Here is a 23863-nt window from a genome sequence, read left to right on the forward strand (position 1 = left end):
GTTGATTACATAATCGCTCCGGCATCGAACCGGAGCGGCCAAACGAGGGAGGAGGACGTGCGGCCAAGCCGTCCGTCACACGTGCCGCAAGTGGGTCCCGGAGGCGCCGGCTTGGCGTCGAACGGTGCGGGATCGCTTGGACAGGGCTCGACTTCCACCCAGATCGGCGACTTCAACGAGCGCGTGGTGCTGTCGTCGCTGCGCCGCCTCGGTCCGGCCTCCAAGGCCGACCTCGCCCGCCGCATCGGTCTCACCAGCAATGCCGCCGGCGTCATCGTCCGCAAGCTGGAGGAGACCGGCCTCGTCCGCACCGCCGGCAAGCGCTACGGCGGCCGGGGGCAGCCGGCCACCGTTCTCGAGCTGAACCCGGAAGGCGCCTACGCCGTCGGCGTGCGCATCGATCGCGACATGATCGAGACCGTGCTCGTGGATCTCGCCGGCACGGTCATCGAGCGCGTCGTGATCGACGGGCTGCCGATGCCCGAGGACGCCATCGCGGCGCTGGCCTCGCACGTCCGCGGTTTCCGTCGTCGCCTCGGGCCTAAGTCGTCCGCCCGCCTCTCCGGGCTCGGCGTCGCGATGCCCTACAATCTCGGCAGCTGGCTCGGAAACCTCGACCTGCCCGACGCCGTGTTCCGGCGTTGGGACGCCTTCGACCTGCAGCCGGCGCTGACCCAGGCCACCGGCCTCGCCGTGGTGGTGGAGAACGACGGCAGCGCTGCCGCGGTGGGCGAACTCCTGCACGGCCACGGCCGCGAGCTGGACGACTTCCTCTATCTGTTCATCGGCCCGGCGGTCGGTGGTGGCGTCGTGCTCGGCGGCAACTACCTGCGCGGCCGCAACGCCAATGCCGGCGACATGGCCGTGGTGCCGGTAGGCCCCTCGCGGCTCGCCTCCGCGCCGCCCGGCGACGGGCGCGCCCAGCCGCTCATCGCCCGCGCCTCCCTCGCCGTGCTCGCGCGGCACCTGCGCCACAACGGCGTGCGGGTGCGCTCGACGCTCGACCTCGACGACGCCATCGACGCCGCGCCGAAGGCCTTCGCCGAATGGATCGACGACGCCGCCGACGCCATGGCCTGGCCGATCCTGACCGGCGCCCACATCCTCGACGTCCAGCACGTCATCGTGGCCGGCGACCTGCCGCACGAGCATCTCGAGCCGCTGGTCGCCCGGCTTGCCGAACGCTGCGCCGCCTGCGTCGCCGAGTCCCGCCAGGCCCCCGAGATCCGCGTCGGCGCCGTCGGCCGCGACGCGGGCGCCGTGGGCGCCGCGAGCCTTCCCGTCCACGTCAGCTACAGCCCGATGCGCGAGCTCCTCACCGGAGACACGCCGGATGCCTTCATGGAGGTCCTGTCATGACGGATGCCGTTCCGATTCTGGAGATGCGCAACATCTCCAAGACCTTCGCCACCATCAAGGCGCTCAGCGGCGTGTCGCTTCGGGTGTGGCCCGGCGAGGTTCACGCCCTCATGGGCGAGAACGGCGCCGGCAAGTCGACGCTCATGAAGATCCTGTCGGGTGCCTACCAGGCGGACGAGGGCGGCGAGATCCTGATCGGCGGCCGGGCGGTCACCATCAAGGGTCCCCAGGCGGCCCGCGACGCGGGCGTCGCCATCATCTACCAGGAGCTGGCGCTCGCCCCGAACCTGACGGTGGCCGAGAACATGCTGCTCGGCCGCGAGCATGCCCGCGGCGGCATCCTCGACCGCCGCGCCATGGCCCGGGAATGCGCGCCGGTGCTGCAGCGCCTCGGCGTCACCTTCGGCCCGGCCACGCTGGTCGCCGATCTCTCGATGGCCGAGCGCCAGCAGGTCGAGATCGCCCGCGCCGTGCACGCCCGCTCGCGCATCCTGGTGATGGACGAGCCCACGACCTCGCTGTCCTCGCGCGAGACCGAAGCGCTCTTCGCCATCGTCCGCCAGCTGCGGTCGGAGGGCATGGCGATCATCTACATCAGCCACCGCATGGCGGAGGTCTACGAGCTGTCCGACCGTGTCAGCGTGTTGCGCGACGGCACCTTCGTGGGCACGCTGAACCGGGAGGAGATCTCCGCCGAGGCGCTGGTGCGCATGATGGTGGGCCGCGACCTCTCCTCCTTCTACAAGAAGGACCACGACGCCCACATGAGCCGCGGACCGGTGATCCTGTCGGTGCGCGACATGGGCGACGGCAAGCGCGTCCATGGCTGCTCGCTCGAGCTGCACCAGGGCGAGGTGCTCGGGCTCGCCGGCCTGGTCGGCGCGGGCCGCACCGAACTCGCCCGCCTGATCTACGGCGCCGACCGGCGCGCCTCGGGAACCGTCGTTCTGGACGGGACCGACATCACCCCGAAGCTGCCGCAGGATGCGATCGCGGCCGGGCTCGTCTACCTCACCGAGGATCGCAAGCACCTCGGGCTGTTCCTCGACATGACCGTGCGAGAGAACATCAATCTCGGCGTCATCGCCCGCGACAGCCGCGGTGCGGGCATCCTCAACGGAGCCGCGGCCCGGGCCCGCTCGGCCGCCGCGGTCAAGGCGCTCTCCATCCGCGTCTCGACCGACATGGTCAATGTCGGGGCGCTGTCGGGCGGCAACCAGCAGAAGGTGCTGCTGTCGCGGCTCCTCGAATGCAAGCCGAAGGTGCTGATCCTCGACGAGCCGACGCGCGGCGTCGACATCGGCGCCAAGTCCGAAATCTACCGGCTGATCGACGACCTCGCCCGCGCGGGCGTCGGGGTCATCGTGATCTCGAGCGAGCTGCCCGAGATCGTCGGCGTCTGCGACCGCGTGCTGGTGATGCGCGAAGGCGTCATCGCCGGCGAGGTCGGGGGCACCACCGGCACGCCCATCACCCAGGAAGCCATCGGCGCCATCGCCACCGGCGCAAGCCACGGCCTCGCCGCCTGAACCGACGACAAGGGATCATCGCCATGACCGCCGTCGACATGACCCAGGGTGCCACCAGGCGCCGTCTCGCCATCCGCTCCACGATCCAGGCGCTGGGGATGCTGCCCATCCTCATCCTGATCGCCATCATGTTCCAGTTCCTGTCGGGCTATTCCCAGAGCGGCAGCTTCGCCACCGCCTGGGCCGACGGGCGCTTCATGTCCTGGCAGAACCTGTCGATCGTGGCCCAGCAGGCCTCGATCAACACGGTGCTCGCCGCCGGCATGACCTTCGTGATCCTGACCGGCGGCATCGACCTTTCGGTCGGCTCCATCCTGGCCGCCTCGGCCATGGTGGCGGTGATCGCGTCCAAGATCCCCGAATGGGGCCTGATCGGGGTTCCGGCCGCGATCCTGATGGGCCTCGCGCTCGGCCTGCTCAACGGCGCGCTCGTGGCCGCCTTCAAGCTGCCGCCCTTCATCGTGACGCTGGGGTCCCTCACCGCGGTGCGCGGCTTCGCGCGCCTGATCGGCGAGGACAAGACCGTCTTCAACCCGCAGCTCCCGTTCGCCTTCATCGGCAACGGCAACCTCTTCGGCATCCCGTGGCTGGTCATCATCGCCTTCGCCGTGGTGCTCGTGTCCTGGTTCGTGCTGCGCCGCACCGTGCTCGGCGTGCGCATCTACGCCGTCGGCGGCAATCCGGACGCGGCGCGCCTCTCGGGCATCAAGGTCTGGATGGTCCTGCTCTTCGTCTACGGCGTGTCCGGCGCCCTGGCCGGCCTCGGCGGTGCCATGTCGGCCGCCCGGCTCTACGCCGCCAACGGCCTGCAGCTCGGCCAGTCCTACGAGCTCGACGCCATCGCGGCGGTCATCCTGGGCGGCACCAGCTTCGTCGGCGGCATCGGCTCCATCTGGGGCACGCTGATCGGCGCGCTGATGATCGCCGTGCTCTCGAACGGCCTGATCCTCGTCGGCGTCTCCGACATCTGGCAGTTCATCATCAAGGGCTTCGTCATCATCGGGGCCGTGGCGCTCGACCGCTACCGCCTCAAGGGTTCCGCGCGCACCTGATCCGGTGCGTCGGCAGGGGGACGGATCGTCTGGTCGGGTCCGTCCCAGTTTCACAAGACCAACTTGTCACCTCCGGAGGAGAACTCTCATGAAGACCTTCCTGATGGCGGCCACGGCCGCTGCCGCCCTCGCGCTCGCCGCCCCCGCGTCCGCCAAGGAACTCAAGTCGATCGGCATCTCGCTGGGCTCGATGGGCAATCCGTTCTTCGTCGCGCTGTCCAAGGGCGCCGAGGACCAGGCCCGCAAGGTCAACCCGAACGTCAAGGTCACCACCGTCGGCTTCGACTACGACCTCGGCAAGCAGTTCACGCAGATCGACAACTTCATCGCCGCCGGCGTCGACATGATCCTCCTGAACCCGGGCGACGCCAACGCGCTCGAGCCGGCGATCAAGAAGGCCCAGGCAGCCGGCATCCTCGTCGTCGCCGTCGACACGGCGGCCAAGGGCGCCGACCTCACCGTCACCACCAACAACGTCCAGGCCGGCGAGATCGCCTGCCAGTACATCGTCGACAAGCTCGGCGGGAAGGGCGACGTGATCATCCAGAACGGCCCGCAGGTCTCGGCCGTCGTGGACCGCGTCAACGGCTGCAAGACCGTGTTCAAGAAGGCGCCGGGCATCAAGGTTCTGTCCGACGACCAGGACGGCAAGGGTTCGCGCGACGGCGGTCTCGCCGTGATGCAGGGTCACCTGACCCGCTTCCAGAAGATCGACGCGGTGTTCGCCATCAACGACCCGCAGGCGATCGGCACCGACCTCGCCGCCAAGCAGCTCAACCGCTCGGGCATCATCATCACGGCCGTCGACGGCGCCCCGGACATCGAGGCCTCGCTGAAGGACCCGAACAGCCCGCAGGTCCAGGCCTCCGCGAGCCAGGACCCCTACGCCATGGCGCAGCTTGCCGTGAAGCTGGGCGTCGACGCCATGAACGGCAAGAAGCCCGAGCAGACCGTCACGTTGATGGAGTCCAAGCTCGTCACCCGCGACAACGTGAAGGACTACAAGGGCTGGACCTCGCCGCGCTGAGCCGGCGGTTCGAGCCTGAGTGACGGCGGGCGGGAGCGATCCCGCCCGTTTTCGCATGCGGACGGGTGGTGCGTCCTTCGACACGGCCGCTCCGCGGCCTGCTCAGGATGAGGACGATCGTAGCGTTGGACTGCACCAAAGGTCCTCGCCCTGAGCAGCCGCCGCAGGCGGCGTGTCGAAGGACGCACAACGGACCCGCGCCCAGCGTTGTTGCCGGAAAACGCTCCCTCCGATAATCCTCGGCCAACTGGGAGAGCACACATGTTCGGCATCCATTCGGCCGGGGTCTACCCGATCGCCCCGACCCCCTTCACCGACAACGGCGAGATCGACTTCAACTCCACGGACCGCATGGTCGAGTGGTGGGGCGAGATCGGCGCCACGGGCATGACGGTGCTGGGCATCATGGGCGAGGCGCCCAAGCTCGACCTGTCCGAATCCGTGGCCTTCGTCGACCGCTGCATCAAGCGCGCCGGCAAGCTGCCGGTGCTCGTCGGCGTCTCGGCGCCGGGCTTCGCCGCGATGCGCTCGCTGGCCCGCGCCGTCATGGACAAGGGCGCCGGCGGCGTCATGATCGCCCCGCCGTCCACGCTGCGCACCGACGACCAGATCGTCACCTACTATGCGCAGGCGGTCGAGGCGATCGGCACGGACATCCCGTTCTGCATCCAGGACTATCCCCTGACGCTGCAGGTGCAGATGACCCCGAAGGTCATCCAGAAGATCATCATGGACAACCCGTCCTGCGTGATGCTGAAGCACGAGGACTGGCCGGGCCTGGAGAAGATCTCGGCGCTGCGCCGCTTCGAGAAGGAGGGCTCGCTGCGCCACGTCTCGATCCTGACGGGCAATGGCGGCCTCTTCCTCGACTTCGAGATGGAGCGTGGCGTCGACGGCGCCATGACCGGCTACGCCTTCCCCGAGATGCTGATCGACGTGGTGCGCCTGCAGAAGGCCGGCGAGCGCGACGCCGCCCACGACCTCTTCGACGCCCACCTTCCGGTGGTGCGCTACGAGCAGCAGCAGGGCGTGGGCCTGGCGGTGCGCAAGTACATCCTGAAGCGCCGCGGCATCCTCGCCTCCGACGCCCAGCGCAAGCCGGGCTCCTCGCTCACCCCCGCCGCGAAAGCCGAGGTCGAGTACCTGCTGGGCCGCCTCGCCCGCCACGACGGCCGCGCCGGAAAGCTGCCGGGTTGACCGACGTCGACGCCACCATCGTCGGGGCCGGCGTCGTCGGCCTCGCCGTCGCCCGCGCGCTGGCGCTGACGGGCCGCTCGGTGCTGGTGCTGGAGGCCGCGGAGGGCATCGGCACCGGCACGTCCTCGCGCAACAGCGAGGTGATCCACGCCGGGCTCTACTATCCCACCGGCAGCCTGAAGGCGCGGATGTGCGTCGAAGGCCGGCGCCTGCTCTACGCCTATTGCGCGGAGCGCGGCATCGCCCACCGCAAATGCGGCAAGCTCATCGTCGCGACCGACGAGCACGAGCTGCAGGCGGTGCTGGGCGTGGCCCGCCGCGGCGAGGCGAACGGCGTCGAGAACCTGGAGATGATCTCCGGGGCGGCGGCCATGGCCATGGAACCGGCGCTGTTCTGCGTCGGCGCGCTCTGGTCGCCCGAGACGGGCATCGTGGACAGCCATGCCTACATGCTGTCGATGCAGGGCGAAGTCGAGAACGCCGGCGGCTCCTTCGCCTTCCACACACCCTTCCTGCGCGCCAGCGCCGGGGGCAACGCGATTGCGGTGGAGACGGGCGGAGCGGAGCCCTTCCGGTTCACCACGGGGCTTCTGGTCAACGCCGCCGGGCTCGCGGCCTCCACGGTCGGAGAGGCCATCCACGGCCTGCCGGCCGGCGCCATCCCGCCCACCCGCTACGCCAAGGGCAACTACTTCGTCCTGTCCGGCCGCGCGCCCTTCACGAGGCTCATCTATCCGGCGCCGCACACCCATGGCCTCGGCGTTCACCTGACGATCGACCTCGGCGGCCAGGCGCGCTTCGGTCCGGACGTCGAATGGATCGAGGAGCCGAACTATGACGTCGATCCAGCCCGAGGCGCAGGCTTCGACGCCGAGATCCGCAAATACTGGCCGGGCCTGCCCGAGAACGCGCTGTCGCCCGGCTATGCGGGGATCCGCCCCAAGATCGCGGGCCCCAAGGACCCCGCCCCCGACTTCCGCATCGACGGGCCGCGCGAGCACGGCGTACCTGGGGTGGTCAACCTGCTCGGCATCGAAAGCCCGGGGCTGACCTCGTCCATGGCCATCGCCGAAGAGGTCGTGCGGCGCATCGGGTAGAGAGCTGGCCTGCTTCTCTTTCCGACCTCCAATGTCCTCATCCTGAGCCACGGCCCGCAGGGCCGTGAGTCGAAGGACGCACAACTGTTCAGCTGCGATATGCTGCGTCCTTCGACTCGGCCGCTCCGCGGCCGGCTCAGGATGAGGAGGACTGGGAGGCTTGGAGGCCAGTCCCCTTCCCGCCCCTCACTTGCCAGCGGCGTTGATGATCTGCCAGATGGCGTGGGGCGTCGCCGGCATGTCGACGTGCTTCACGCCGTAGGGCGACAGCGCATCGACGATGGCGTTCATCACCGACGGCAGCGACCCGGCGCAGCCCGCCTCGCCGCACCCCTTGGCGCCCAGCGGATTGGTGGCCGTGGGCACGCCGCTGTTCTCGAAAGAGAAGAACGGCACGTCGGCGGCGCGCGGCATGGCGTAGTCCATGTAGGACCCCGTCACGAGCTGGCCCTCGCCGTCATAGACCGTGCTCTCGTAGAGCGCCTGGCCGATGCCCTGCACCACGCCGCCATGGAGCTGGCCCTCGACGAGCATCGGGTTCACCAGCGTGCCGAAGTCGTTGACCGTGACGTAGCGGTCGATGGTGATCGCCCCGGTGTCCGGATCGATCTCGATCTCGGCGACGTGGCAGCCGTTGGGATAGGCCGACGGCGCCTGCTTGAAGACGTGGTCGACGTTCAGCGTCTGCGGCACGTCCTTGGGCAGCACGAGGCCTTTGCGCAGCCGCTCGGCGAGATCCATGATCCCGACCGACCGGTCGGTGCCGGCGATGGTGAAACGGCCGTTGGCGAACTCGATGTCACCGACGCCGGCCTCCAGCACATGGGCCGCGATGGCCTTGCCCTTCTCGACCACCAGCGCGCTGGCTTCCACGATGGCCGCGCCGCTCGCCATGATCGACTTGGAGCCACCCGTGCCGCCGCCGGCGATCAGGCGGTCGCTGTCGCCCTGCACGAGGCGGATCTTGTCGAAGGGGACACCGAGGCGGCTCGTCAGCACCTGCGCGAAGGCGGTCCAGTGCCCCTGGCCGTAGTCGAGCGTGCCGGTCACGATGGTGACGGTGCCGTCCTCCTCGAAGTGGATGCCCCCCATCTCGTTGGTCGGGGGCGCCGTCACCTCGAGGTAGCAGCCGATGCCGCGGCCGCGCAGCTTGCCGTTCTTGCGGCTGTCGCGCAGGCGTGTCTTGTAGCCGTCCCAGTCGGCGGCCTCGATCGCCTTGGCGAAGAGCGCCGGGAAGTCGCCGCTGTCGTAGGTGGTGCCGGCCGGCGTCGACCAGGGCATCTGGTCCGGCTTGATCAGGTTGCGCTTGCGCAGCGCCACCTTGTCGATGCCCATCTCGGCGGCGGCCGCGTCGATGAGGCGCTCCATGAAGTAGTTGCCCTCGGGGCGCCCCGCGCCGCGATAGGCGCCGATCGGAACCGTGTTGGTGACCGCGCAGCGCGAGCTCACCTCGACGAGCGGCGTGCGGTACATGCCGATCGAGTTCTTGCCGATGTTGTTGGTGGCCATCATCGGGCCGACCTGGGTGAGATAGCCGCCCAGGTTGCCGACGCCGGTGAAGCGGGTGGCCAGGAACGTGCCCTTGGCGTCGAGCGCCAGCTCGGCCTCGAACACCATGTCGCGGCCGTGATGGTCGGAGACGAAGCTCTCCGAGCGCTGGTCGGTCCACTTGACCGGCTTCTTCAGGAGCTTGGCCGCGTGCAGGAGCCCGACATATTCAGGAAACACCGCGCCCTTCATGCCGAACGAGCCGCCGACATGGCCGGTGACCAGCCGCATCTTGTCGGCCTTCACGCCCATCGCCTCGGCCAGGTTGTTGCGCTTGCCGAACACGCCCTGGCTGGGCGCGTAGAGGGTGTAGCGCCCGGTCTTGCGGTCGAAGGTGGCGACCGCGGCGCGCGGCTCCATCGGGTTGACGACCACGCGGTTGTTGACGAGCCGAAGCTTCGTGACGTGGGCCGCCTTGGCGAAGGCGGCGGCGACCTTCTCCGAGTCACCGGAGTGGAAGTCGACGATGAGGTTGCCGGGCACGTCGTCGTAGAGCTGCGGTGCGCCGGGGGCGAGCGCTTCGTCCACGGTGGTGACGGCCGGCAGGACCTCGATGTCCAGGACGACGGCTTCGGCCGCGTCACGGGCCTGCGCCGCGGTCTTGGCCACCACGAGGGCGACGGGGTCGCCGACGAACCGCACCTTGTCCATGGCCAGTGGCTTGCGCACCGGCTTCTTCATCGGCGTGCCGTCGCGATTCTGGAACGCGAACACGCATTTCAGCGTGCCGTAGCCGTTCCCCTCCAGGTCGGCGCCCGTGTAGACCGCGACCACGCCCTTCATGCCCTTGGCGGTTTCGGTATCGATGCCCTTGATCACGCCGTGGGCGTAGGGGCTGCGCACGAAATGGGCGTAGAGCTGCCCTTCGATCGAAACGTCGTCCGTGTATCGGCCCTCGCCGCGGACCAGGATCGGATCCTCGTTGCGGGGGACGGGCTGGCCAACGCCGAACTGCATGGCCGACAGGTCATCGGGAGACGTGCGCACGTTCATGCCAAGGCACCATGATCTGGAAAGACAGGATTGCTGACCAGTTTAGCGCTCGAATCGCCCGTGGCGATAGGCGTTCGGTCACACCTCCGTTGCTTTCAGGTCATGCGGACCACCCTTGAAGCCCGCAAAGGCTCACCAGCGCAGGGCCGGCGTGTGCACGGGCGCGTCCCACAGGGTCGTCACGGCCTGGTCCAGCATGGTGACCGTCAGCGAGCAGCCGGCCATCTCCAGCGAGGTCACGTAGGAGCCCGTCAGGAACCGGGTCACGGTCACGCCCTTGCCGGCCAGGATGCGCCGGGCACTGTTCACCATCAGGTAGAGCTCCATCGCGGGCGTGCCGCCGAAGCCGTTGAGCAGCAGCAGGCATTCCGAGCCGGCCTTCGGACCGAGGTCACCGACGATGGCGCCCAGCATCTCCTCGGCGATCGCGTCGGCGGTGGCGAGCTTCACCCGGCGGCGACCCGGCTCGCCGTGGATGCCCACGCCCATTTCCATCTCGTCTTCCGCGAGCGTGAAGGTCGGCTTGCCGGCCGCCGGCACGGTGCAGGACGTCAGGGCCACGCCCATGGACCGGGTGCGGCCGTTGACGTCCTTGCCGAGCGCCTGCAGGTCGGCGAGCCCGCGGCCCTGCTCGGCGGCGGCGCCGACGATCTTTTCCACGACGAGGGTGCCCGCGACGCCGCGCCGGCCGGTGGAGTAGGTCGACGTCTCGACGGCGACGTCGTCATCCGTCACCACCGTCAGAATCTCGCGGCCGGCCATCTCGGCCGCCATCTCGAAGTTCATGACGTCGCCCTCGTAGTTCTTCACGATGAAGAGCACGCCCGCGCCGGTGTCGACCGCCTCGGCCGCGGCGATCATCTGGTCGGGCGTGGGCGAGGTGAAGACCTGCCCGGGGCACGCGGCATCGAGCATGCCGGCGCCGACGAAGCCCGCATGCAGCGGCTCGTGGCCGGAGCCGCCGCCCGAGATCAGGGCGGGCTTGCCCGGCTTCAGCGCGCGGCGCCGGACGAACTTGTGCTCCTCGCCCAGCACGAGCAGGTCGGCATGGGCCGCCACAAAGCCGTCGAGGCTCTCGGTGAGGACGCTGTCGACCGCGTTGATCAGCTTCTTCATGGTCTTCCCTCCCTGCTGCGGCGCCGAGTCACGGGCCGTCGTCTCGTTCAGTTCGTGTCGTCCACGATTGCGGCGATGCTCCGCGCGAACTCGGCGAGCAGGGCATCCACCTTCCGGTTGCGCCTGGGGTCGCCGAGGTCCGGCACCTCGAGGCGGACCACCCGCTGCCGGCGCGCATCCGGGACCACCTTCAGCCGCGCCGGATGGGCCAGGCCATAGGCGCCGAGGAAAGCCCGCCGTTCCTCCTGCGAGAAATGGCAGAGCTCGAAGATCGTCTCGAGGTGCTGGGCCGGAATCGGGACGGGATAGGCGGGGTTGGCGATCTGGGACACGAAGGAGCGGTTCTTGCCGAGCGCGGTTGCCAGACGCTGCCGGGTTCCCGACGGCCGGTTGTCGAGCACCCGCTGCAGGATGCGCTTGTAGTCGCAGACCGCTCCCGCGTGGTCCCTGGCGGCAGTCTCCTCGCTCACGCCGCGTCTCCCGCCCCGCTCGCGAGATCGATGGCCCTGATCGCGAGCTTGGTGCGCCCGAGCGCCGCCGGCGCGACGGAGACGGTTCGCAATCCGGCCTCCAGCAGCGCCGGGAGCACGTCCGGGTCGCCGCCGGCATCCCCGCACAGGCTGACGTCCAGTCCGCTGGCGGCCCCGTAGGCCGCCACATGCTCGATCATGCCGAGCACACCCGGATGCAGCGGATCGGCGAGGTCGGCGACGGCCCCGATGTCCCGTCCCGCCGCCGTCGCATATTGAGTGAGATCATTGGACCCGATGGAGTAGAACGCGGCGTCGAAACGGTCGACGGCGAGGGCGGTGGCCGGCACCTCGACCATAATGCCGAGCGGCGGCATGACCACCTTGCGCCCGGCCGCGACGAGGGCGTCGTGCTCCTCGACGAGCATGGCGCGGGCGGCTTCCAGTTCGCCGGGCACGGTCACCATGGGCAGCATCACCTTCACCTGCCCGTAGACGCCGGCCCGCAGCAACGCGCGCAGCTGGACGCGGAACACCTCGGGCCGGGCCAGCGACAGCCGTATGCCCCTGACGCCGAGGAAGGGATTGCTCTCCCCGTCGATGGTGAGCCCGGGAATGGGCTTGTCGCCGCCGGCATCGAGCGTGCGGATGGTGACCGGCCGGCCCTGCGCCCATTCCGCGATGGTGCGGTAGACGCCGAACTGGGCCTCTTCGCCGGGCAGCGAGCCGCGGCCGTGGAACAGGAACTCGGTGCGCACGAGTCCGATGCCGTCGCAGTGGGCGGGGTCCACGCTCTTGAGCTCGCCGGGGTCGGCGACGTTGATCAGCACCGTGACAGTCGTGCCGTCGCGCGTCGCGGCCGGCGCGGGCAGGACGGCTGCTGCCTCGCGCAGCGCGGCTTCCTCCACCAGCCGCCGGCTCTCGAACGAGTCCCGCGTCGCCGGTTCCGGATCGAGCACGACCGTGCCGGCCGCACCATCGACGAGGGCTTCGCCGGACGCGGAGACGATGGCCGGCCCCGCAGCGACCACCATGGGCACGCCACGGGATCGTGCGAGCATGGCGACGTGGCTCGTCTTCGATCCGGCGGCCAGCACGATCGCCCCGCCCGCGTGCCAGTCGATGGACAGGAACTTGGACGGCGGCATGTCCTCGCCGACCACGACGGCCCCCGGCGGGACCACGTCGGCTTCGCCGCCAGACAGGATGGTCAGGACCCGGTCGCGGAGATCCTCGAGGTCGGCCGAGCGCGCCTGGAAATATTCGTCGTCGGATGCGAGGTAGCCGGAGATCTCGGAGGACAGCGCCGTCGACCAGGCCTTGTCGGCAGACGCTCCCGCCGCGACCGCGTCGAAGGCCGGGCGCGACAGTTCGTCGTCGCCGAGAAGCGCCGCCTGGAAGGCGAGCATGTCGGCGGCATCTCCGCCGGTCTTCTCGGCGAGGGACTCGATGTCGGCCATCGCCCTGCCGATGGCATCGGACAATGCGGCGGCTTCCCGGGCCGGGTCGCCCGTGGGAACCCGCTCCCGGCCACCGCCCGCGAGGCGATGGACGGACCCGCAGGCGAACCCCGGGGATGCGGAACGGCCCGCGATCTGCCGCTCAGCCATGAGCGGCCTCGGCATCCGCCTCGTCGAACTTGCGGACCACCAGGTCGACCACGGCAGCCACGGCGGCGGCGGCATCGTCGCCCGTTGCCCGCACGTGCAGCGTGGCCCCCTTCGTCGCCTTGACCCGCATCACCTTGACCGGGCTCTTGGCATCGATCCAGGGGCCGCCGGCCTCCAGCGCGATCTCGACCGACGCCCCGAAGGACTTCGCCAGCTGCGTGAGCTTCACCGAGGGGCGGGCATGCAGCCCGACGGCGTTGGTCAGAAGGGCAGACGCGGTGACGGTGTTCGACATGAGGTCCTCCGGCCCGCCTCTTACTGGGGCGACAGCTCTTCCGCCATCCTCTTGACGGTGTCGAGGGGCGATCCCCCCGACGCCTCGGCGGCGGCGATGACGGCGCCCTCGACGATGGGCGCATTGCATACGACGACCCGTGGCCGTCGATCCTCGTCCAGCAACTCGATGGCCATCTCGCTGTTGGTCTCGGCGCCGCCGAGATCGACGAGGATGGCGACGCCCGCCTCCGACCACGCCGCATCGATCGCCGCGAGGATGGAGCCGACGTCCGTCCCGAGGCCGCCGGCCGGATCGCCGCCGGTGTGGGCGAGGGGGACGGCGTCGCCCACCATCTGCCGCACCATGTCGGCGGCGCCCTCGGCGACCTTCGGGGAATGAGACACGATCACGATCCCGACATTGGCCATCGCTCTAACCCCGCACCACGCTGGCCACGGCCTCGACCATGAGGCAGGCGGAACGCGCCCCGGGGTCCATGTGCCCGATGGACCTGTCGCCCAGGAAGGATGCACGGCCGCGGATCGCCTTCATCGGCACGGTGGCCTCCGCGGCGTCTCGCGCCACCCTCGCGACGTCCGCGCCCGGATCGGCGGCGAGCGCCGCGTGGACGGGCACCAGCACGTCCAGCATCGTCTTCTGTCCCGGCTCGGACTTGCCGCGCGCCTTGACGGCGTCGATCGCCGCGCCCAGCGCCCGCACCGCGTCGTCCACACCGGGGTCCGGCCCGATCTCCTTGCCGAGCGTCATGAGCAGCGTGCCGTAGAGCGGCCCCGACGCACCGCCGACCTTCATCACGAGGGCCATGCCGGCCGCCTTCAGCGCATCGGGCAAAGGCTTGGACGCCACGGTCGGGTCCGCCGCCACGGCCTCGAAGCCGCGCTTCATGTTGATGCCGTGGTCGCCGTCACCGATCGCCTGGTCGAGCGTCGTGAGCTCGTCGGCGTGACCGATGATCGTCTCGCAGACGATGGCGAACAGCTTCGCCTGGGTGATCGCGTCCATGCCCGTTCCGTCCTTCCCGCCGGTCACCCGGCCTGTACCCGTGCGCCGGCCGCGTCGAAGAAGAGCGGCCGGACGAAGTCGATCGCGACGGTGTCGCCCCGGTCGAGCCCGCTGTCCGGGTCGCTCAGCGTCACCAGGCTGCGGTCGCCCACCGACACGTGCAGGTGGTTCTGGTCGCCGAGGTGCTCGACCCAGTTGACCTGCCCCGTCACGGCGCCCGTCCCTGCGGCCGCCCTGCGGATGCGCAGGTGTTCCGTGCGGGCGCCGACCGTCGTCGCACCGTGCGGGGCCGCCAGGGTCGGCGCGAGCGCCAGCGGTAGCAGGTTGATGCCGGGACTGCCGAGCCGGCTCGCCACGTAGGCGCTCACGGGGTTCTCGTAGATCTCGCGCGGCGAGCCGATCTGGATCAGCCGACCCTGCTCGATGACGCCGATCCGGGTGGCCAGCGTCATCGCCTCGGTCTGGTCGTGGGTCACGTAGAGGATCGTGGCGCCGAGCTGTTCCTGGATGCGCTTGAGCTCGACCCGCAACTCGGAGCGCAGCTTCGCGTCGAGCGAGGAGAGCGGCTCGTCCATCAGGTAGATCGACGGCGAGCGCACGAGAGCCCGTCCGATGGCGACGCGCTGCATCTGGCCGCCCGAGAGTTGCGTGGCGCGGTTCTTCAGCTTGTCCTCGATGCGCAGCAGGCGCGCCACGGAGCGCACCGTCTCCTCGATCTGCGGCTCCGGCACCCGCCGGGCCGGCGAGCGCAGCGGGAAGGCGAGGTTGTCGTAGACCGAGAGGTGCGGGTAGAGCGAGTACTGCTGGAAGACGAAGGTCACGTTGCGGGCCGCCGGCGGCTCGCGCGTCACGTCGCGCCCTCCGATGGCGATGCGCCCTGCCTCGGGCTTCTCCAGCCCCGCCACGAGGCGCAGCGTCGTCGTCTTGCCGGCGCCGGTGGGACCGAGCAGCACCACGAACTCGCCGTCGGCGATGGTGAGCGAGAGATCCGCGACCGCCTTCACGGCGCCGAAGCTCTTGCCCACGCCTTCGAGAACGACCTCAGCCATGGGCCATCTCCCGGCGCCGCTGCGGCGCCTCGTCGTGCAGGGCCGACCGCAGCACTTTCCCGCTCGCCTTGTCGAACAGCGACAGCCGCTCGGGACGGAAGGACAGGCCCACCTGCTCGCCGGGGGTGACCTTGACGTCGGAGGCCAGCCGCGCGCGCACCCTGCCGCGCGCCGTGACGATCGTGACGACCTGGGTCGTGCCGAGGTACTCGGCCCCGAAGACTTCGCCGCGCAGGCGCGACGCGTCGTCGAGGCGGACATGCTCGGGACGCACGCCGAGCACCAGGTCCTTCTCGGGCACGCCGTCCCGCAGCGCCGGCATCGCGACCGCGGCTCCGTCGAGGTCGAGGGTGGTTGCGCCCGGCGCCAGGGACGACCGGGCCGCGAGGAAGTTCATCGGCGGCGAGCCGATGAAGTCCGCGACGAACAGGGAGGCCGGGCGGTCGTAGATCTCGCGCGGGCTCGCCAGCTGCTCGATCACGCCCTCGTTCATCACGGCGATGGTGTCGGCCATGGACATGGCCTCGAGCTGGTCGTGCGTGACGTAGACGGTGGTGGCCTTCAGGCGGTCGTGCAGGGCGCGAAGCTCGCCGCACATCACGTGCCGGAACTCGGCGTCGAGGGCGCCCAGCGGCTCGTCCATCATGAAGGCCATGGGCCGGCGCACGATGGCGCGGCCAAGCGCGATGCGCTGGCGGTCGCCGCCGGAGAGCCCAGACACGGGGCGGTCGAGCAGATGCGTGATCCGCAGGATGCGGGCCGCCTCCTCCACGCGGGTGCGGATCTCGTCCCGGGGCACGCCCTGGCAGACGAGCGGGAAGCCGATGTTCCGGCGCACGTTCATGTGTGGGTAGAGCGCGAACAGCTGGAACACGAAGGCGATGTCGCGCTCGGAGGCCCGCTTGAAGGTCACGTCGTCGCCGCCCAGGCGAATGACGCCGGACGTCGGCAGCTCCAGACCTGCGATCATGCGCAGCGTCGTCGTCTTGCCGCAGCCCGACGGCCCCAGCAGGCAGAAGAAGCTGCCGTCCTCGACGGTGAAGGAGGAGTCCTTCACGGCGGCGAAGTCGCCGAAATTCTTCTGGAGGTTTTCGACCCGGATCTCGGCCATGGGCTACTCCGGGAACTTCGAGACGATAGTGAACATGACGACGCCGGTCAGCGTGGTCACGAAGGACCAGGTGTAGAGCGCCAGCGAGAACGGCTGCAGCAGCATGAGCACGCCGCAGGCGATCACGATCGTCGCCAGCGTCTCCCAGGGCCCGCGCCGGAAGAGGCGTGTCCGGCCTGCGGCCTTGGCGGATGTCGTTTCGCCGCTCATTTGCGCACCGCCCCGAAGGTGATCCCGCGCAGGAGGTGCTTCCTGAGCAGCACCGTGAACACGAGGATGGGGATCAGGAACAGCGTGGTGCCGGCGGCCACGGCGGGCCAGTCCTGGCCGCCCTCGCCGATGATGATCGGGATGAAGGGCGGCGCCGTCTGCGCCTCGCCGGAGGTCAGCAGCACGGCGAAGGCGTACTCGTTCCAGGCGAAGATCAGGCAGAAGATCGCGGTGGCGGCGATGCCGGTCGCGGCCTGCGGCAGCACCACCTTCCGGAAGGCCTGGAGGCGCGTGTAGCCGTCGATCATGGCGGCCTCCTCGTACTCGCGCGGGATCTCGTCGATGAAGCCCTTCAAGAGCCACACCGCGAGCGACACGTTGACCGCCGTGTAGAGCAGGATCATCCCCACCTTGGTGTCGGAGAGCCCCAGCTCGCGGTACATGAGGTAGATCGGGATCGCCACCGCGATCGGCGGCATCATGCGCGTCGACAGGATGAAGAACAGCAGGTCGTCGGCGAGCGGCACCTTGAAGCGCGAGAACCCGTAGGCCGCCAGCGTCCCCAGCGTCACCGCGCAGAATGTCGATCCGAAGGCGATGATCAGCGAGTTGAGGAAGCGCGGCGCGTAGTTCGACGTTCCCACCACGACCATGTTGCGGTCGCGCGCGATCTGCTCGCAGCTCCCCGAGGGGGGCGGCAGCGACTTGATGTAGTCGGCCGTCTGGCGCGAGCGCGTCGTGAACAGGTTACAGTAGCCTTCGATGGTGGGCTGGAAGACGACCTTGGGTGGATAGCTGATCGAGTCCGGAGGCGACTTCAGGCTGGTCAGGAAGATCCAGCCGAGCGGCAGCAGCGTCAGCACCGCGTAGAGGACCACGACGATCGTGGCGATGCGCTTGGAGAGCCGCCCCGGCTCGACGACGGAATGGGCTGTGGTGAGGCCGGCGCTCATCTCTGCTTCACCCGGTTCAAGGCCTTCACGTAGATGTTGGCGAGGCCGAACACCGTCACGAACAGGATGATGGCGAAGGCGGAAGAGAAGCCCGTGCGCCACTTCTCGAAGGCCTCGCGCTTGAGCGTGATCGAGGCGACCTCGGTGGTCGATCCCGGCCCACCCGAGGTGAGCAGGTTGACCATGTCGAACATCTTGAAGTTCTCGATGCCACGGAACAGCACCGCGAGCATGATGAACGGCATGGCCATGGGCAGCGTGATCGACCAGAACTGGCGCCACGGCGAGGCGCGGTCGACCTCGGCCGCCTCGTAGATGTAGTCCGGGATGGACCGCAGCCCCGCGAGGCAGATCAGCATCACGTAGGGGGTCCACATCCAGGTGTCGACGACGACGATCGACCAGGGGGCGAGCTTCACCGAACCGATCATCTCGAAGGAGGAAGGCGGCAGGCCGGTGAAGAAGGAAATGAAGTAATTGAAGCCGCCGATCTGCGGCTGGTACAGGAACCGCCAGAAATTTCCGACGACGGCCGGCGACAGCATCATCGGGATGAGGATGAGCGTCGTCCAGAAGCCATGGCCGCGGAACTTGCGGTCGATGAGCCAGGCCAGCGTGAAGCCGATGAGCGTCTGGAGCACGATGGTCCAGAACACGAAATGCGCGGTGGCCTGCATGGCCGCCCAGATGTCGGGATCGGTCAGGATCGACTGGTAGTTGTCGATGCCCACGTCGCGCACCGGCGCGTTGGGCCGGTTGGCCCGGTAGTTCGTGAAGGAGAGCTTGATCGTCCAGATCAGCGGGAAGATGTTGATCGCCAGCAGCAGGACGATCGTCGGTGCGATGAACAGCCAGGCGATGGACCGGTCCGAGAGGCCGCGCACGCGGCCGGCGATCGGTTCCGGCGTGGCGACCGCGAGGCGCTGCACCAGGTTCGGCGGGCCTCCGCGGACAGGGCTTTGATCGTTCATGGCACGGGCCCGTTCCGCCGCTGGGATCGAGAGGGACCCCGCGCCGCGGACGGCGCGGGGACTTGGCTCAGGTCGACCGACGGCTCACAGCTTGCCGTCGTCCTTGAAGACCTTCTTCCAGTCGGCGATCAGCGCGTCGAGGGCTTCCTTGGCGGTGCCCTTGTCGGCCACGACGTAGTCGTGCACGCGCTTCTGCTCGGCGAGCAGGAGCTGCGCGTAGGACGGCTCGGCCCAGAAGTCGACGACCTGGCCCATCGCCACGAGGAAGTCGGCCGCGAACGGGGCCGTCTTCGCGAAATTCGGGTCTTCGAGGACCGCCTTCGAGGCCGAGTAACCGCCCAGTGCCCACCACTTCTTCTGTACGTCGGCGGAGGCGAACCACTTGATGTACTCGAGCGCCTCGTTCTTGTTCGGCGAGTAGGCCACCACGGAGATGCCCTGGCCGCCGAGCTGCGATCCCTTGCCGGCCGGACCCGCCGGATTGACGAAGAAGCCGATCTTGTCGCCGCCGACCTTCTCGTCCTTGGCCAGGCCCGGGAAGAAGGCGAACCAGTTCATCTGCATGGCCACCTGGCCCGACTTGAAGGCATCGAGACCTTCCTGCATGTAGGCGTCGGTGTAGCCGGGCGGCGTGCAGCACTTGTAGAGCGCCTTGTAGGCCTCGAGGCCCTTGATGGCGCCGGCCGAGTTCACGAAGCCGTCCATGCTGTAGGGCTTCTTCGGGTCCTGGTACTGGAAGCCGTACGGATAGAGGAAATTCGACACCCCCATCGTGATGCCTTCCGACCCACGCTCGGTGAAGATCGCGGCGCCGTAGACCTTCTTGCCGTCGACATCGCGCCCCTGGAAGAATTTGGCGATGTCGACGAGCTCGTCGAGAGACTTCGGCGGGGCGAGGTCACGGTTGTACTGCTTCTTGTACTCGGCCTGCAGTTCGGGCTTTGCGAACCAGTCCTTGCGATAGGTCCAGCCGAGCGCGTCACCCATGGCCGGCAGCGCCCAGTAGTTCGGCGTGCCCTTCGGCCACTCCGAGTAGCCGGTCACCGTCGCCGGCATGAAGTCCGACATCTTGATGCCGTTCTTGTCGAAGAACTCGTTCAGCTTGACGTAGTGGCCGTTCTCGGCCGAGCCGCCGATCCACTGGCTGTCGCCGATCAGCAGGTCGCACAGCTTGCCCTTCGAGTTCAGCTCGTTGAGCATGCGGTCGGCGAAGTTCGGCCACGGCACGAACTCGAACTTCATGTTCACGCCGGACTTCGCCGTGAAGTCCTTCGACAGCTCGACCAGCGCATTGGCCGGGTCCCAGGCTGCCCAGCACAGGGTGATCGTCTTGCCCTGTGCGGCGGCGGGGGTCGCGGCCGCCGACATCATCAGCGCCGCGGCGAGCGCTCCGGCTCCTGCCATCAGCTTCTTCATGGGTGTCCTCCCTTGGGGTTCAGCTCAACACCAGACCGGCGCGCGTCATCTGTCGCGCTCCGGCACAACGGGCACGCATCGCGCCCCGCATCGCGGCGGGGATGAGAGACTTCAGTGATCCGGCCGCTTGTTGTGGCTCGGCGCTTCCTCGGGCGCGGCCTTCAAAAGGAGCCGTCGCCATGCTGTTCAGTGGAACACGCGCTACTAAACAAGTCAACTAAACAAGTGACGGCGGTTCTGGCGGTCGACCTCAGCCATCGGCTTCAACCAGCTGCGCCAATCTTTCAGCCGTCATCCCCGGGCTCGGCCCGGGGATCCACGACTTTGATTGGTCCATCCTCACGTCGTGGGTGCCCGGGCCAAGCCCGGGCATGACGCGGAGAGGTGGTGCAAGGACGGAGATACAGTCCAGGCCCAGCACTCTCGGCAACCACTCACAGCTTCACCCAGGCTCCGCCCTTGCCCGACGATTTGACGCAGGCCTCGATGAACGCCACGCCTTTCACGCCGTCGTCGACGGTCGGGAACGTGACGGCCTTGTCGAGCTTCGCCCCGGAGCGGGCCGCGCGGATGGCCGCGGCGGCTTCCGTGTAGATCGTGGCGAAGGCCTCGAGGTAGCCCTCGGGATGGCCGGACGGGATGCGGGTCACGCGGCCCGCCGCAGCGTTGGCCCCGGCTCCGCCGCGCGTCAGGATCTGCGTCGGCTTCCCGTGCGCGGTGAAGAACATGTAGTTCGGATTGTCCTGGCGCCAGTGGATGCCGCCCTTGGTGCCGTAGACGCGCAGCTGCAGGCCGTTCTCGTTGCCAGGCGACACCTGGCTCGCCCACAGCCCGCCGCGGGCGCCGTTGGCATAGCGCAGCATCACCTGCACGTTGTCGTCGAGGCGCCGGCCGGGCACGAAGGTCGTCAGCTCCGCGCAGAGCTCGCTGACCTCGATGCCGGTGACGAAGTCGGCGAGGTTGTAGGCATGCGTGCCGATGTCGCCGACGCATCCGCCAGCCCCCGAGCGGGCCGGATCGGTGCGCCAGTCGGCCTGCTTCTGCCCCGTCGTCTCGATCGGGTCGGTGAGCCAGTCTTGCGGATACTCGACCTGCACGACGCGGATCTCGCCGAGTTCGCCCGCCTTCACCATCTCGCGGGCCTGCCGGATGAGCGGGTAGCCCGTGTAGTTGTGCGTCACGCAGAACACGAGGCCGGACTCGTCGGCGAGCGCCTTGAGCTTCCTCGCCTCCTTCAGCGTCGTCGTCAGCGGCTTGTCGCAGATGACGTGGATGCCGGCCTTCAGGAAGGCCGCGGCCGCAGGCGCGTGCATGTGGTTGGGCGTGACGATCGCCACGGCCTCAATGCCGTCCTTCAGCCGACGCTCGCGCGAGGCCATCTCCTGGAACGTCCCGTAGGTGCGCTTGGGATCGAGCCCGAGCGCAGCGCCGGAGCGCATCGCCTTCTCCGGTGTCGAGGACAGCGCCCCCGCCACGAAGTCGTAGTGATCGTCGAGGCGGGCGGCCATGCGGTGGACGGCGCCGATGAACGCGCCCTCCCCGCCGCCCACCATGCCGAGCCGGATGCGTCCGCCGGCGACGCCGTCGTCCTTGCCTTCGATGGCCATCGTGTCCCCCTGTTCAGCGCAGTCCGAGGAAGCGCTTGATCTGCTTCTTGTCGACGCTGCCGCCGGCAAAGTCGTCGAACGCCTTTTCCGTCACGCGGATGATGTGGTCGGCGATGAACTGGGCGCCCTCGCGCGCGCCGTCCTCGGGGTGCTTCAGGCAGCATTCCCACTCGAGCACCGCCCAGCTGTCGTAGCCGTACTGCGCCATCTTCGAGAAGATGCCGGCGAAGTCGACCTGGCCGTCACCCAGCGAGCGGAAGCGGCCGGCGCGGTTGATCCACGGCTGGTAGCCCGAGTAGACGCCCTGCCGCCCGTCCGGATTGAACTCGGCATCCTTCACGTGGAAGGCCTTGATGCGCTCGTGGTAGATGTCGATGAAGGCGAGGTAGTCGAGCTGCTGCAGCACGAAGTGCGAGGGATCGTAGTTGATGCAGCAGCGCGGGTGGTTGCGCAGCTTCGCCAGGAACATCTCGAAGGTCGCGCCGTCGAAGACGTCCTCGCCCGGATGGATCTCGTAGCAGACGTCGACGCCCACTTCGTCATAGGCATTGAGGATGGGCTTCCAGCGACGCGCCAGTTCGTCGAACGCGGCGTCGATCAGGCCCTCGGGGCGCTGCGGCCAGGGATAGACGTAGGGCCAGGCGAGCGCGCCGGGGAATGTCACGGTGGCGGTGAGGCCCAGATGCTTGGAGGCCTGCGCCGCCATCATCAGCTGGTCGACGGCCCACTTCTGGCGCTCGCGCGGCTTGCCCTTCACCTGCGCCGGCGCGAAGGCGTCGAAGGCCTCGTTGTAGGCCGGATTGACCGCGACGAGCTGGCCCTGCAGGTGGGTCGAGAGCTCGGTGATGGCGAGGCCGTGCTTCTTCGCGACACCCGCGATCTTGTCGCAATAGTCCTTGGACGATGCCGCCTTGGCGAGATCGAAGAGCCGGCCGTCCCAGGTGGGCACCTGCACGCCCTTGTAGCCGAGGCTTGCGGCCCACTTGCAGATCGACTCCCACGAGTTGAACGGCTTCGCGTCGCCCGCGAACTGGGCGAGGAAAATCGCCGGTCCCTTCACATTGCTTGCCACGTCTGGTCCTCCCTCGATCTTGATGGCGCCGGCCGATGCCGGCGGGATGCGTCGCCCCGGCCGTCGGCTCAGGGCAGGTTGTCGCGAATGAAGATGTCGATGCGGATGCGCTCCTGGTCGCGCATGATCGGCTCGTCCGAACAGTGGGCCAGCAGCACGCGCGCCGCCGAGCGGGCCTCGTGTCCGGCGTCCTGGTTGATGACGGCGTCGACCACCCCGCGCACAAGATAGCGCCGCGTGTGCGGCGTCAGCTCGTGCGCGATCCACACCACGTCCGCTGCGCGGCCCGTGGCCTCCAGGGCGTTGCCGATGCCGCGGTTGCCCGCTCCCGCGCTGTAGATCCCGACGAGATCGGGATGGGCGGCGAGGAGCTCGCGGGCGATCTGCTCGGTCCGATCGCTGTCGTCGCGCCCTTCCCGCGCGGCCAGCACGGACGCGTTGGGATACTCGCGCGTCAGCACCTGGGAGAAGCCGAACTGTCGCTCGGCATGATCGCGCAGCGCCAGCGACCCCGCGATGATGGCGACCTTGCCGGTCCTGTTGCCGAGGAACCGGCCCATGAGGGTGCCGGCGGTCCGTCCAGCCGCCGTGTTGTCGATGCCGACATAGTGCAGGCGCGTGGACGTGGGAGCATCGGAGACGAGCGTCACCACGGCGACACCCTGGCCGACCACCTCGTCGATGGCGGCACGCACCCGCGGATGATCCAGCGCGATGGTGGCCACGCCGTCGTAGCGCGGACCGACGGTCTCGATGGTCCGGGCCAGTTCGTCCGGATCGAACACGTCGACATGCAGCGTGTCGACGAAGGCGCGCTGCACGGCCAGCCACTCGGCCGTCTGCCGCACCTGGTCGGCGAGCTGGCCCATGAAGGTGTTCGTGCCCGTGGGCAGGATGAAGCAGAAGCGGAAGGTCTTGTTGCGCGCCAGGCGCGCGGCCACGGGATCCGGGCGATAGCTGAGCTTCAGGATGGCGGCCTCGACGCGGGCCACGGTCTTCTCGCGCACGCCGGGCCGTCGGTTGACGACGCGGTCCACCGTGGCCAGCGAGACTCCCGCCTCGCGCGCCACGTCCTCCAGCGTCACCCTCTCCCCGATCGCGCTCATGGAGGCAAGCTACTTCAGCATTTGAGGTGCGCAACTCATTTCGTCGCTGCGACGCAATACGATGCTTGCA

General features: G+C 68.9%; 22 protein-coding genes. 6 read left to right on the plus strand and 16 right to left on the minus strand.

Annotated features, from left to right (window positions below; all coding sequences use genetic code 11):
- Positions 1-111: 111 nt before the first annotated feature.
- From Q0Q47_RS01100 to Q0Q47_RS01125, 6 genes are all read left to right on the plus strand, one after another.
- Complete coding sequence (locus Q0Q47_RS01100) at positions 112-1359, plus strand: ROK family transcriptional regulator (protein ID WP_293853422.1); 1248 nt, start codon at positions 112-114, stop codon at positions 1357-1359.
- Positions 1356-2888 (plus strand): sugar ABC transporter ATP-binding protein, encoded by a 1533-nt coding sequence (locus tag Q0Q47_RS01105; RefSeq protein WP_293853424.1) that lies wholly within the window; start codon positions 1356-1358, stop codon positions 2886-2888. Before Q0Q47_RS01100 ends, Q0Q47_RS01105 begins: the two co-directional genes overlap by 4 nt.
- A 23-nt stretch (positions 2889-2911) precedes the next feature.
- Positions 2912-3940, plus strand: a complete 1029-nt coding sequence (locus Q0Q47_RS01110; RefSeq protein ID WP_293853426.1) for a ribose ABC transporter permease — start codon at positions 2912-2914, stop codon at positions 3938-3940.
- 88 nt (positions 3941-4028) lie between these two features.
- On the plus strand, positions 4029-4967 hold the full coding sequence (locus Q0Q47_RS01115) for an ABC transporter substrate-binding protein (protein WP_293853427.1): 939 nt from the start codon (positions 4029-4031) through the stop codon (positions 4965-4967).
- Positions 4968-5228: 261 nt separating this feature from the next.
- Positions 5229-6164, plus strand: coding sequence for a dihydrodipicolinate synthase family protein (locus Q0Q47_RS01120; RefSeq protein WP_293853429.1), 936 nt, complete (start codon positions 5229-5231; stop codon positions 6162-6164).
- The gene (locus tag Q0Q47_RS01125; protein WP_293853430.1) at positions 6161-7261 is read left to right on the plus strand and encodes an NAD(P)/FAD-dependent oxidoreductase; all 1101 of its coding nucleotides are present in this window, start codon (positions 6161-6163) and stop codon (positions 7259-7261) included. The genes Q0Q47_RS01120 and Q0Q47_RS01125 overlap by 4 nt, the downstream gene beginning before the upstream one ends.
- A 186-nt stretch (positions 7262-7447) precedes the next feature.
- Here Q0Q47_RS01125 and Q0Q47_RS01130 read toward each other — a convergent pair whose 3' ends face one another.
- The 16 genes from Q0Q47_RS01130 to Q0Q47_RS01205 form a co-directional block, all read right to left on the minus strand.
- A complete protein-coding gene (locus Q0Q47_RS01130) occupies positions 7448-9802 on the minus strand; it encodes a xanthine dehydrogenase family protein molybdopterin-binding subunit (protein WP_293853432.1) in 2355 nt (784 codons plus the stop codon).
- 132 nt (positions 9803-9934) lie between these two features.
- Positions 9935-10918: a dihydroxyacetone kinase subunit DhaK gene (dhaK, locus tag Q0Q47_RS01135; protein WP_293853434.1), complete on the minus strand. Its 984-nt coding sequence runs from the start codon at positions 10916-10918 to the stop codon at positions 9935-9937.
- 47 nt (positions 10919-10965) lie between these two features.
- Positions 10966-11388, minus strand: coding sequence for a hypothetical protein (locus Q0Q47_RS01140; protein ID WP_293853436.1), 423 nt, complete (start codon positions 11386-11388; stop codon positions 10966-10968).
- A complete protein-coding gene (ptsP, locus tag Q0Q47_RS01145) occupies positions 11385-12998 on the minus strand; it encodes a phosphoenolpyruvate--protein phosphotransferase (protein ID WP_293853438.1) in 1614 nt (537 codons plus the stop codon). The genes Q0Q47_RS01140 and ptsP overlap by 4 nt, the downstream gene beginning before the upstream one ends.
- Entirely contained in the window at positions 12991-13293 is a 303-nt protein-coding gene (locus Q0Q47_RS01150; protein ID WP_293853439.1) for an HPr family phosphocarrier protein, read from the minus strand. The genes ptsP and Q0Q47_RS01150 overlap by 8 nt, the downstream gene beginning before the upstream one ends.
- Positions 13294-13313: 20 nt before the next feature.
- Positions 13314-13703 carry a dihydroxyacetone kinase phosphoryl donor subunit DhaM gene (dhaM, locus tag Q0Q47_RS01155; protein WP_293853441.1) on the minus strand — a complete coding sequence of 130 codons (390 nt, stop codon included), beginning with the start codon at positions 13701-13703 and terminating at the stop codon, positions 13314-13316.
- 4 nt (positions 13704-13707) lie between these two features.
- A complete protein-coding gene (gene dhaL, locus Q0Q47_RS01160; protein ID WP_293853443.1) occupies positions 13708-14298 on the minus strand; it encodes a dihydroxyacetone kinase subunit DhaL in 591 nt (196 codons plus the stop codon).
- A gap of 23 nt (positions 14299-14321) precedes the next feature.
- A complete protein-coding gene (locus tag Q0Q47_RS01165; protein WP_293853445.1) occupies positions 14322-15347 on the minus strand; it encodes an ABC transporter ATP-binding protein in 1026 nt (341 codons plus the stop codon).
- Positions 15340-16458, minus strand: coding sequence for an ABC transporter ATP-binding protein (locus Q0Q47_RS01170; protein ID WP_293853446.1), 1119 nt, complete (start codon positions 16456-16458; stop codon positions 15340-15342). Before Q0Q47_RS01170 ends, Q0Q47_RS01165 begins: the two co-directional genes overlap by 8 nt.
- 3 nt (positions 16459-16461) lie before the next feature.
- Complete coding sequence (locus Q0Q47_RS01175) at positions 16462-16668, minus strand: hypothetical protein (RefSeq protein ID WP_293853448.1); 207 nt, start codon at positions 16666-16668, stop codon at positions 16462-16464.
- A complete protein-coding gene (locus tag Q0Q47_RS01180) occupies positions 16665-17621 on the minus strand; it encodes a carbohydrate ABC transporter permease (RefSeq protein ID WP_293853450.1) in 957 nt (318 codons plus the stop codon). The genes Q0Q47_RS01175 and Q0Q47_RS01180 overlap by 4 nt, the downstream gene beginning before the upstream one ends.
- Positions 17618-18592, minus strand: coding sequence for a carbohydrate ABC transporter permease (locus Q0Q47_RS01185; protein ID WP_293853452.1), 975 nt, complete (start codon positions 18590-18592; stop codon positions 17618-17620). Before Q0Q47_RS01185 ends, Q0Q47_RS01180 begins: the two co-directional genes overlap by 4 nt.
- Positions 18593-18676: 84 nt before the next feature.
- Entirely contained in the window at positions 18677-20008 is a 1332-nt protein-coding gene (locus tag Q0Q47_RS01190) for an ABC transporter substrate-binding protein (protein ID WP_293853453.1), read from the minus strand.
- A 434-nt stretch (positions 20009-20442) separates the two neighbouring features.
- Entirely contained in the window at positions 20443-21615 is a 1173-nt protein-coding gene (locus Q0Q47_RS01195; protein WP_293853455.1) for a Gfo/Idh/MocA family oxidoreductase, read from the minus strand.
- A gap of 13 nt (positions 21616-21628) precedes the next feature.
- A complete protein-coding gene (locus Q0Q47_RS01200) occupies positions 21629-22687 on the minus strand; it encodes a sugar phosphate isomerase/epimerase (RefSeq protein WP_293853456.1) in 1059 nt (352 codons plus the stop codon).
- Positions 22688-22755: 68 nt separating this feature from the next.
- Entirely contained in the window at positions 22756-23793 is a 1038-nt protein-coding gene (locus tag Q0Q47_RS01205) for a LacI family DNA-binding transcriptional regulator (protein WP_293853458.1), read from the minus strand.
- Positions 23794-23863 lie beyond the last annotated feature (70 nt).

Source organism: uncultured Alsobacter sp. (assembly GCF_945952055.1).
Classification (GTDB): domain Bacteria; phylum Pseudomonadota; class Alphaproteobacteria; order Rhizobiales; family Beijerinckiaceae; genus Alsobacter.

Excerpts from the sequence above, each read along its gene's own strand:
- Q0Q47_RS01130 (WP_293853432.1), bottom strand. The coding sequence starts at position 9,802 with ATGAACGTGCGCACGTCTCCCGATGACCTGTCGGCCATGCAGTTCGGC.
- Q0Q47_RS01110 (WP_293853426.1), top strand. The coding sequence starts at position 2,912 with ATGACCGCCGTCGACATGACCCAGGGTGCCACCAGGCGCCGTCTCGCC.
- dhaL (WP_293853443.1), bottom strand. The coding sequence starts at position 14,298 with ATGGACGCGATCACCCAGGCGAAGCTGTTCGCCATCGTCTGCGAGACG.
- Q0Q47_RS01165 (WP_293853445.1), bottom strand. The coding sequence starts at position 15,347 with ATGGCTGAGGTCGTTCTCGAAGGCGTGGGCAAGAGCTTCGGCGCCGTG.
- Q0Q47_RS01180 (WP_293853450.1), bottom strand. The coding sequence starts at position 17,621 with ATGAGCGCCGGCCTCACCACAGCCCATTCCGTCGTCGAGCCGGGGCGG.
- Q0Q47_RS01105 (WP_293853424.1), top strand. The coding sequence starts at position 1,356 with ATGACGGATGCCGTTCCGATTCTGGAGATGCGCAACATCTCCAAGACC.
- Q0Q47_RS01150 (WP_293853439.1), bottom strand. The coding sequence starts at position 13,293 with ATGTCGAACACCGTCACCGCGTCTGCCCTTCTGACCAACGCCGTCGGG.
- Q0Q47_RS01170 (WP_293853446.1), bottom strand. The coding sequence starts at position 16,458 with ATGGCCGAGATCCGGGTCGAAAACCTCCAGAAGAATTTCGGCGACTTC.
- dhaM (WP_293853441.1), bottom strand. The coding sequence starts at position 13,703 with ATGGCCAATGTCGGGATCGTGATCGTGTCTCATTCCCCGAAGGTCGCC.
- Q0Q47_RS01195 (WP_293853455.1), bottom strand. The coding sequence starts at position 21,615 with ATGGCCATCGAAGGCAAGGACGACGGCGTCGCCGGCGGACGCATCCGG.
- ptsP (WP_293853438.1), bottom strand. The coding sequence starts at position 12,998 with ATGGCTGAGCGGCAGATCGCGGGCCGTTCCGCATCCCCGGGGTTCGCC.
- Q0Q47_RS01115 (WP_293853427.1), top strand. The coding sequence starts at position 4,029 with ATGAAGACCTTCCTGATGGCGGCCACGGCCGCTGCCGCCCTCGCGCTC.
- Q0Q47_RS01190 (WP_293853453.1), bottom strand. The coding sequence starts at position 20,008 with ATGAAGAAGCTGATGGCAGGAGCCGGAGCGCTCGCCGCGGCGCTGATG.
- Q0Q47_RS01205 (WP_293853458.1), bottom strand. The coding sequence starts at position 23,793 with ATGAGCGCGATCGGGGAGAGGGTGACGCTGGAGGACGTGGCGCGCGAG.
- Q0Q47_RS01120 (WP_293853429.1), top strand. The coding sequence starts at position 5,229 with ATGTTCGGCATCCATTCGGCCGGGGTCTACCCGATCGCCCCGACCCCC.
- dhaK (WP_293853434.1), bottom strand. The coding sequence starts at position 10,918 with ATGAAGAAGCTGATCAACGCGGTCGACAGCGTCCTCACCGAGAGCCTC.
- Q0Q47_RS01175 (WP_293853448.1), bottom strand. The coding sequence starts at position 16,668 with ATGAGCGGCGAAACGACATCCGCCAAGGCCGCAGGCCGGACACGCCTC.
- Q0Q47_RS01185 (WP_293853452.1), bottom strand. The coding sequence starts at position 18,592 with ATGAACGATCAAAGCCCTGTCCGCGGAGGCCCGCCGAACCTGGTGCAG.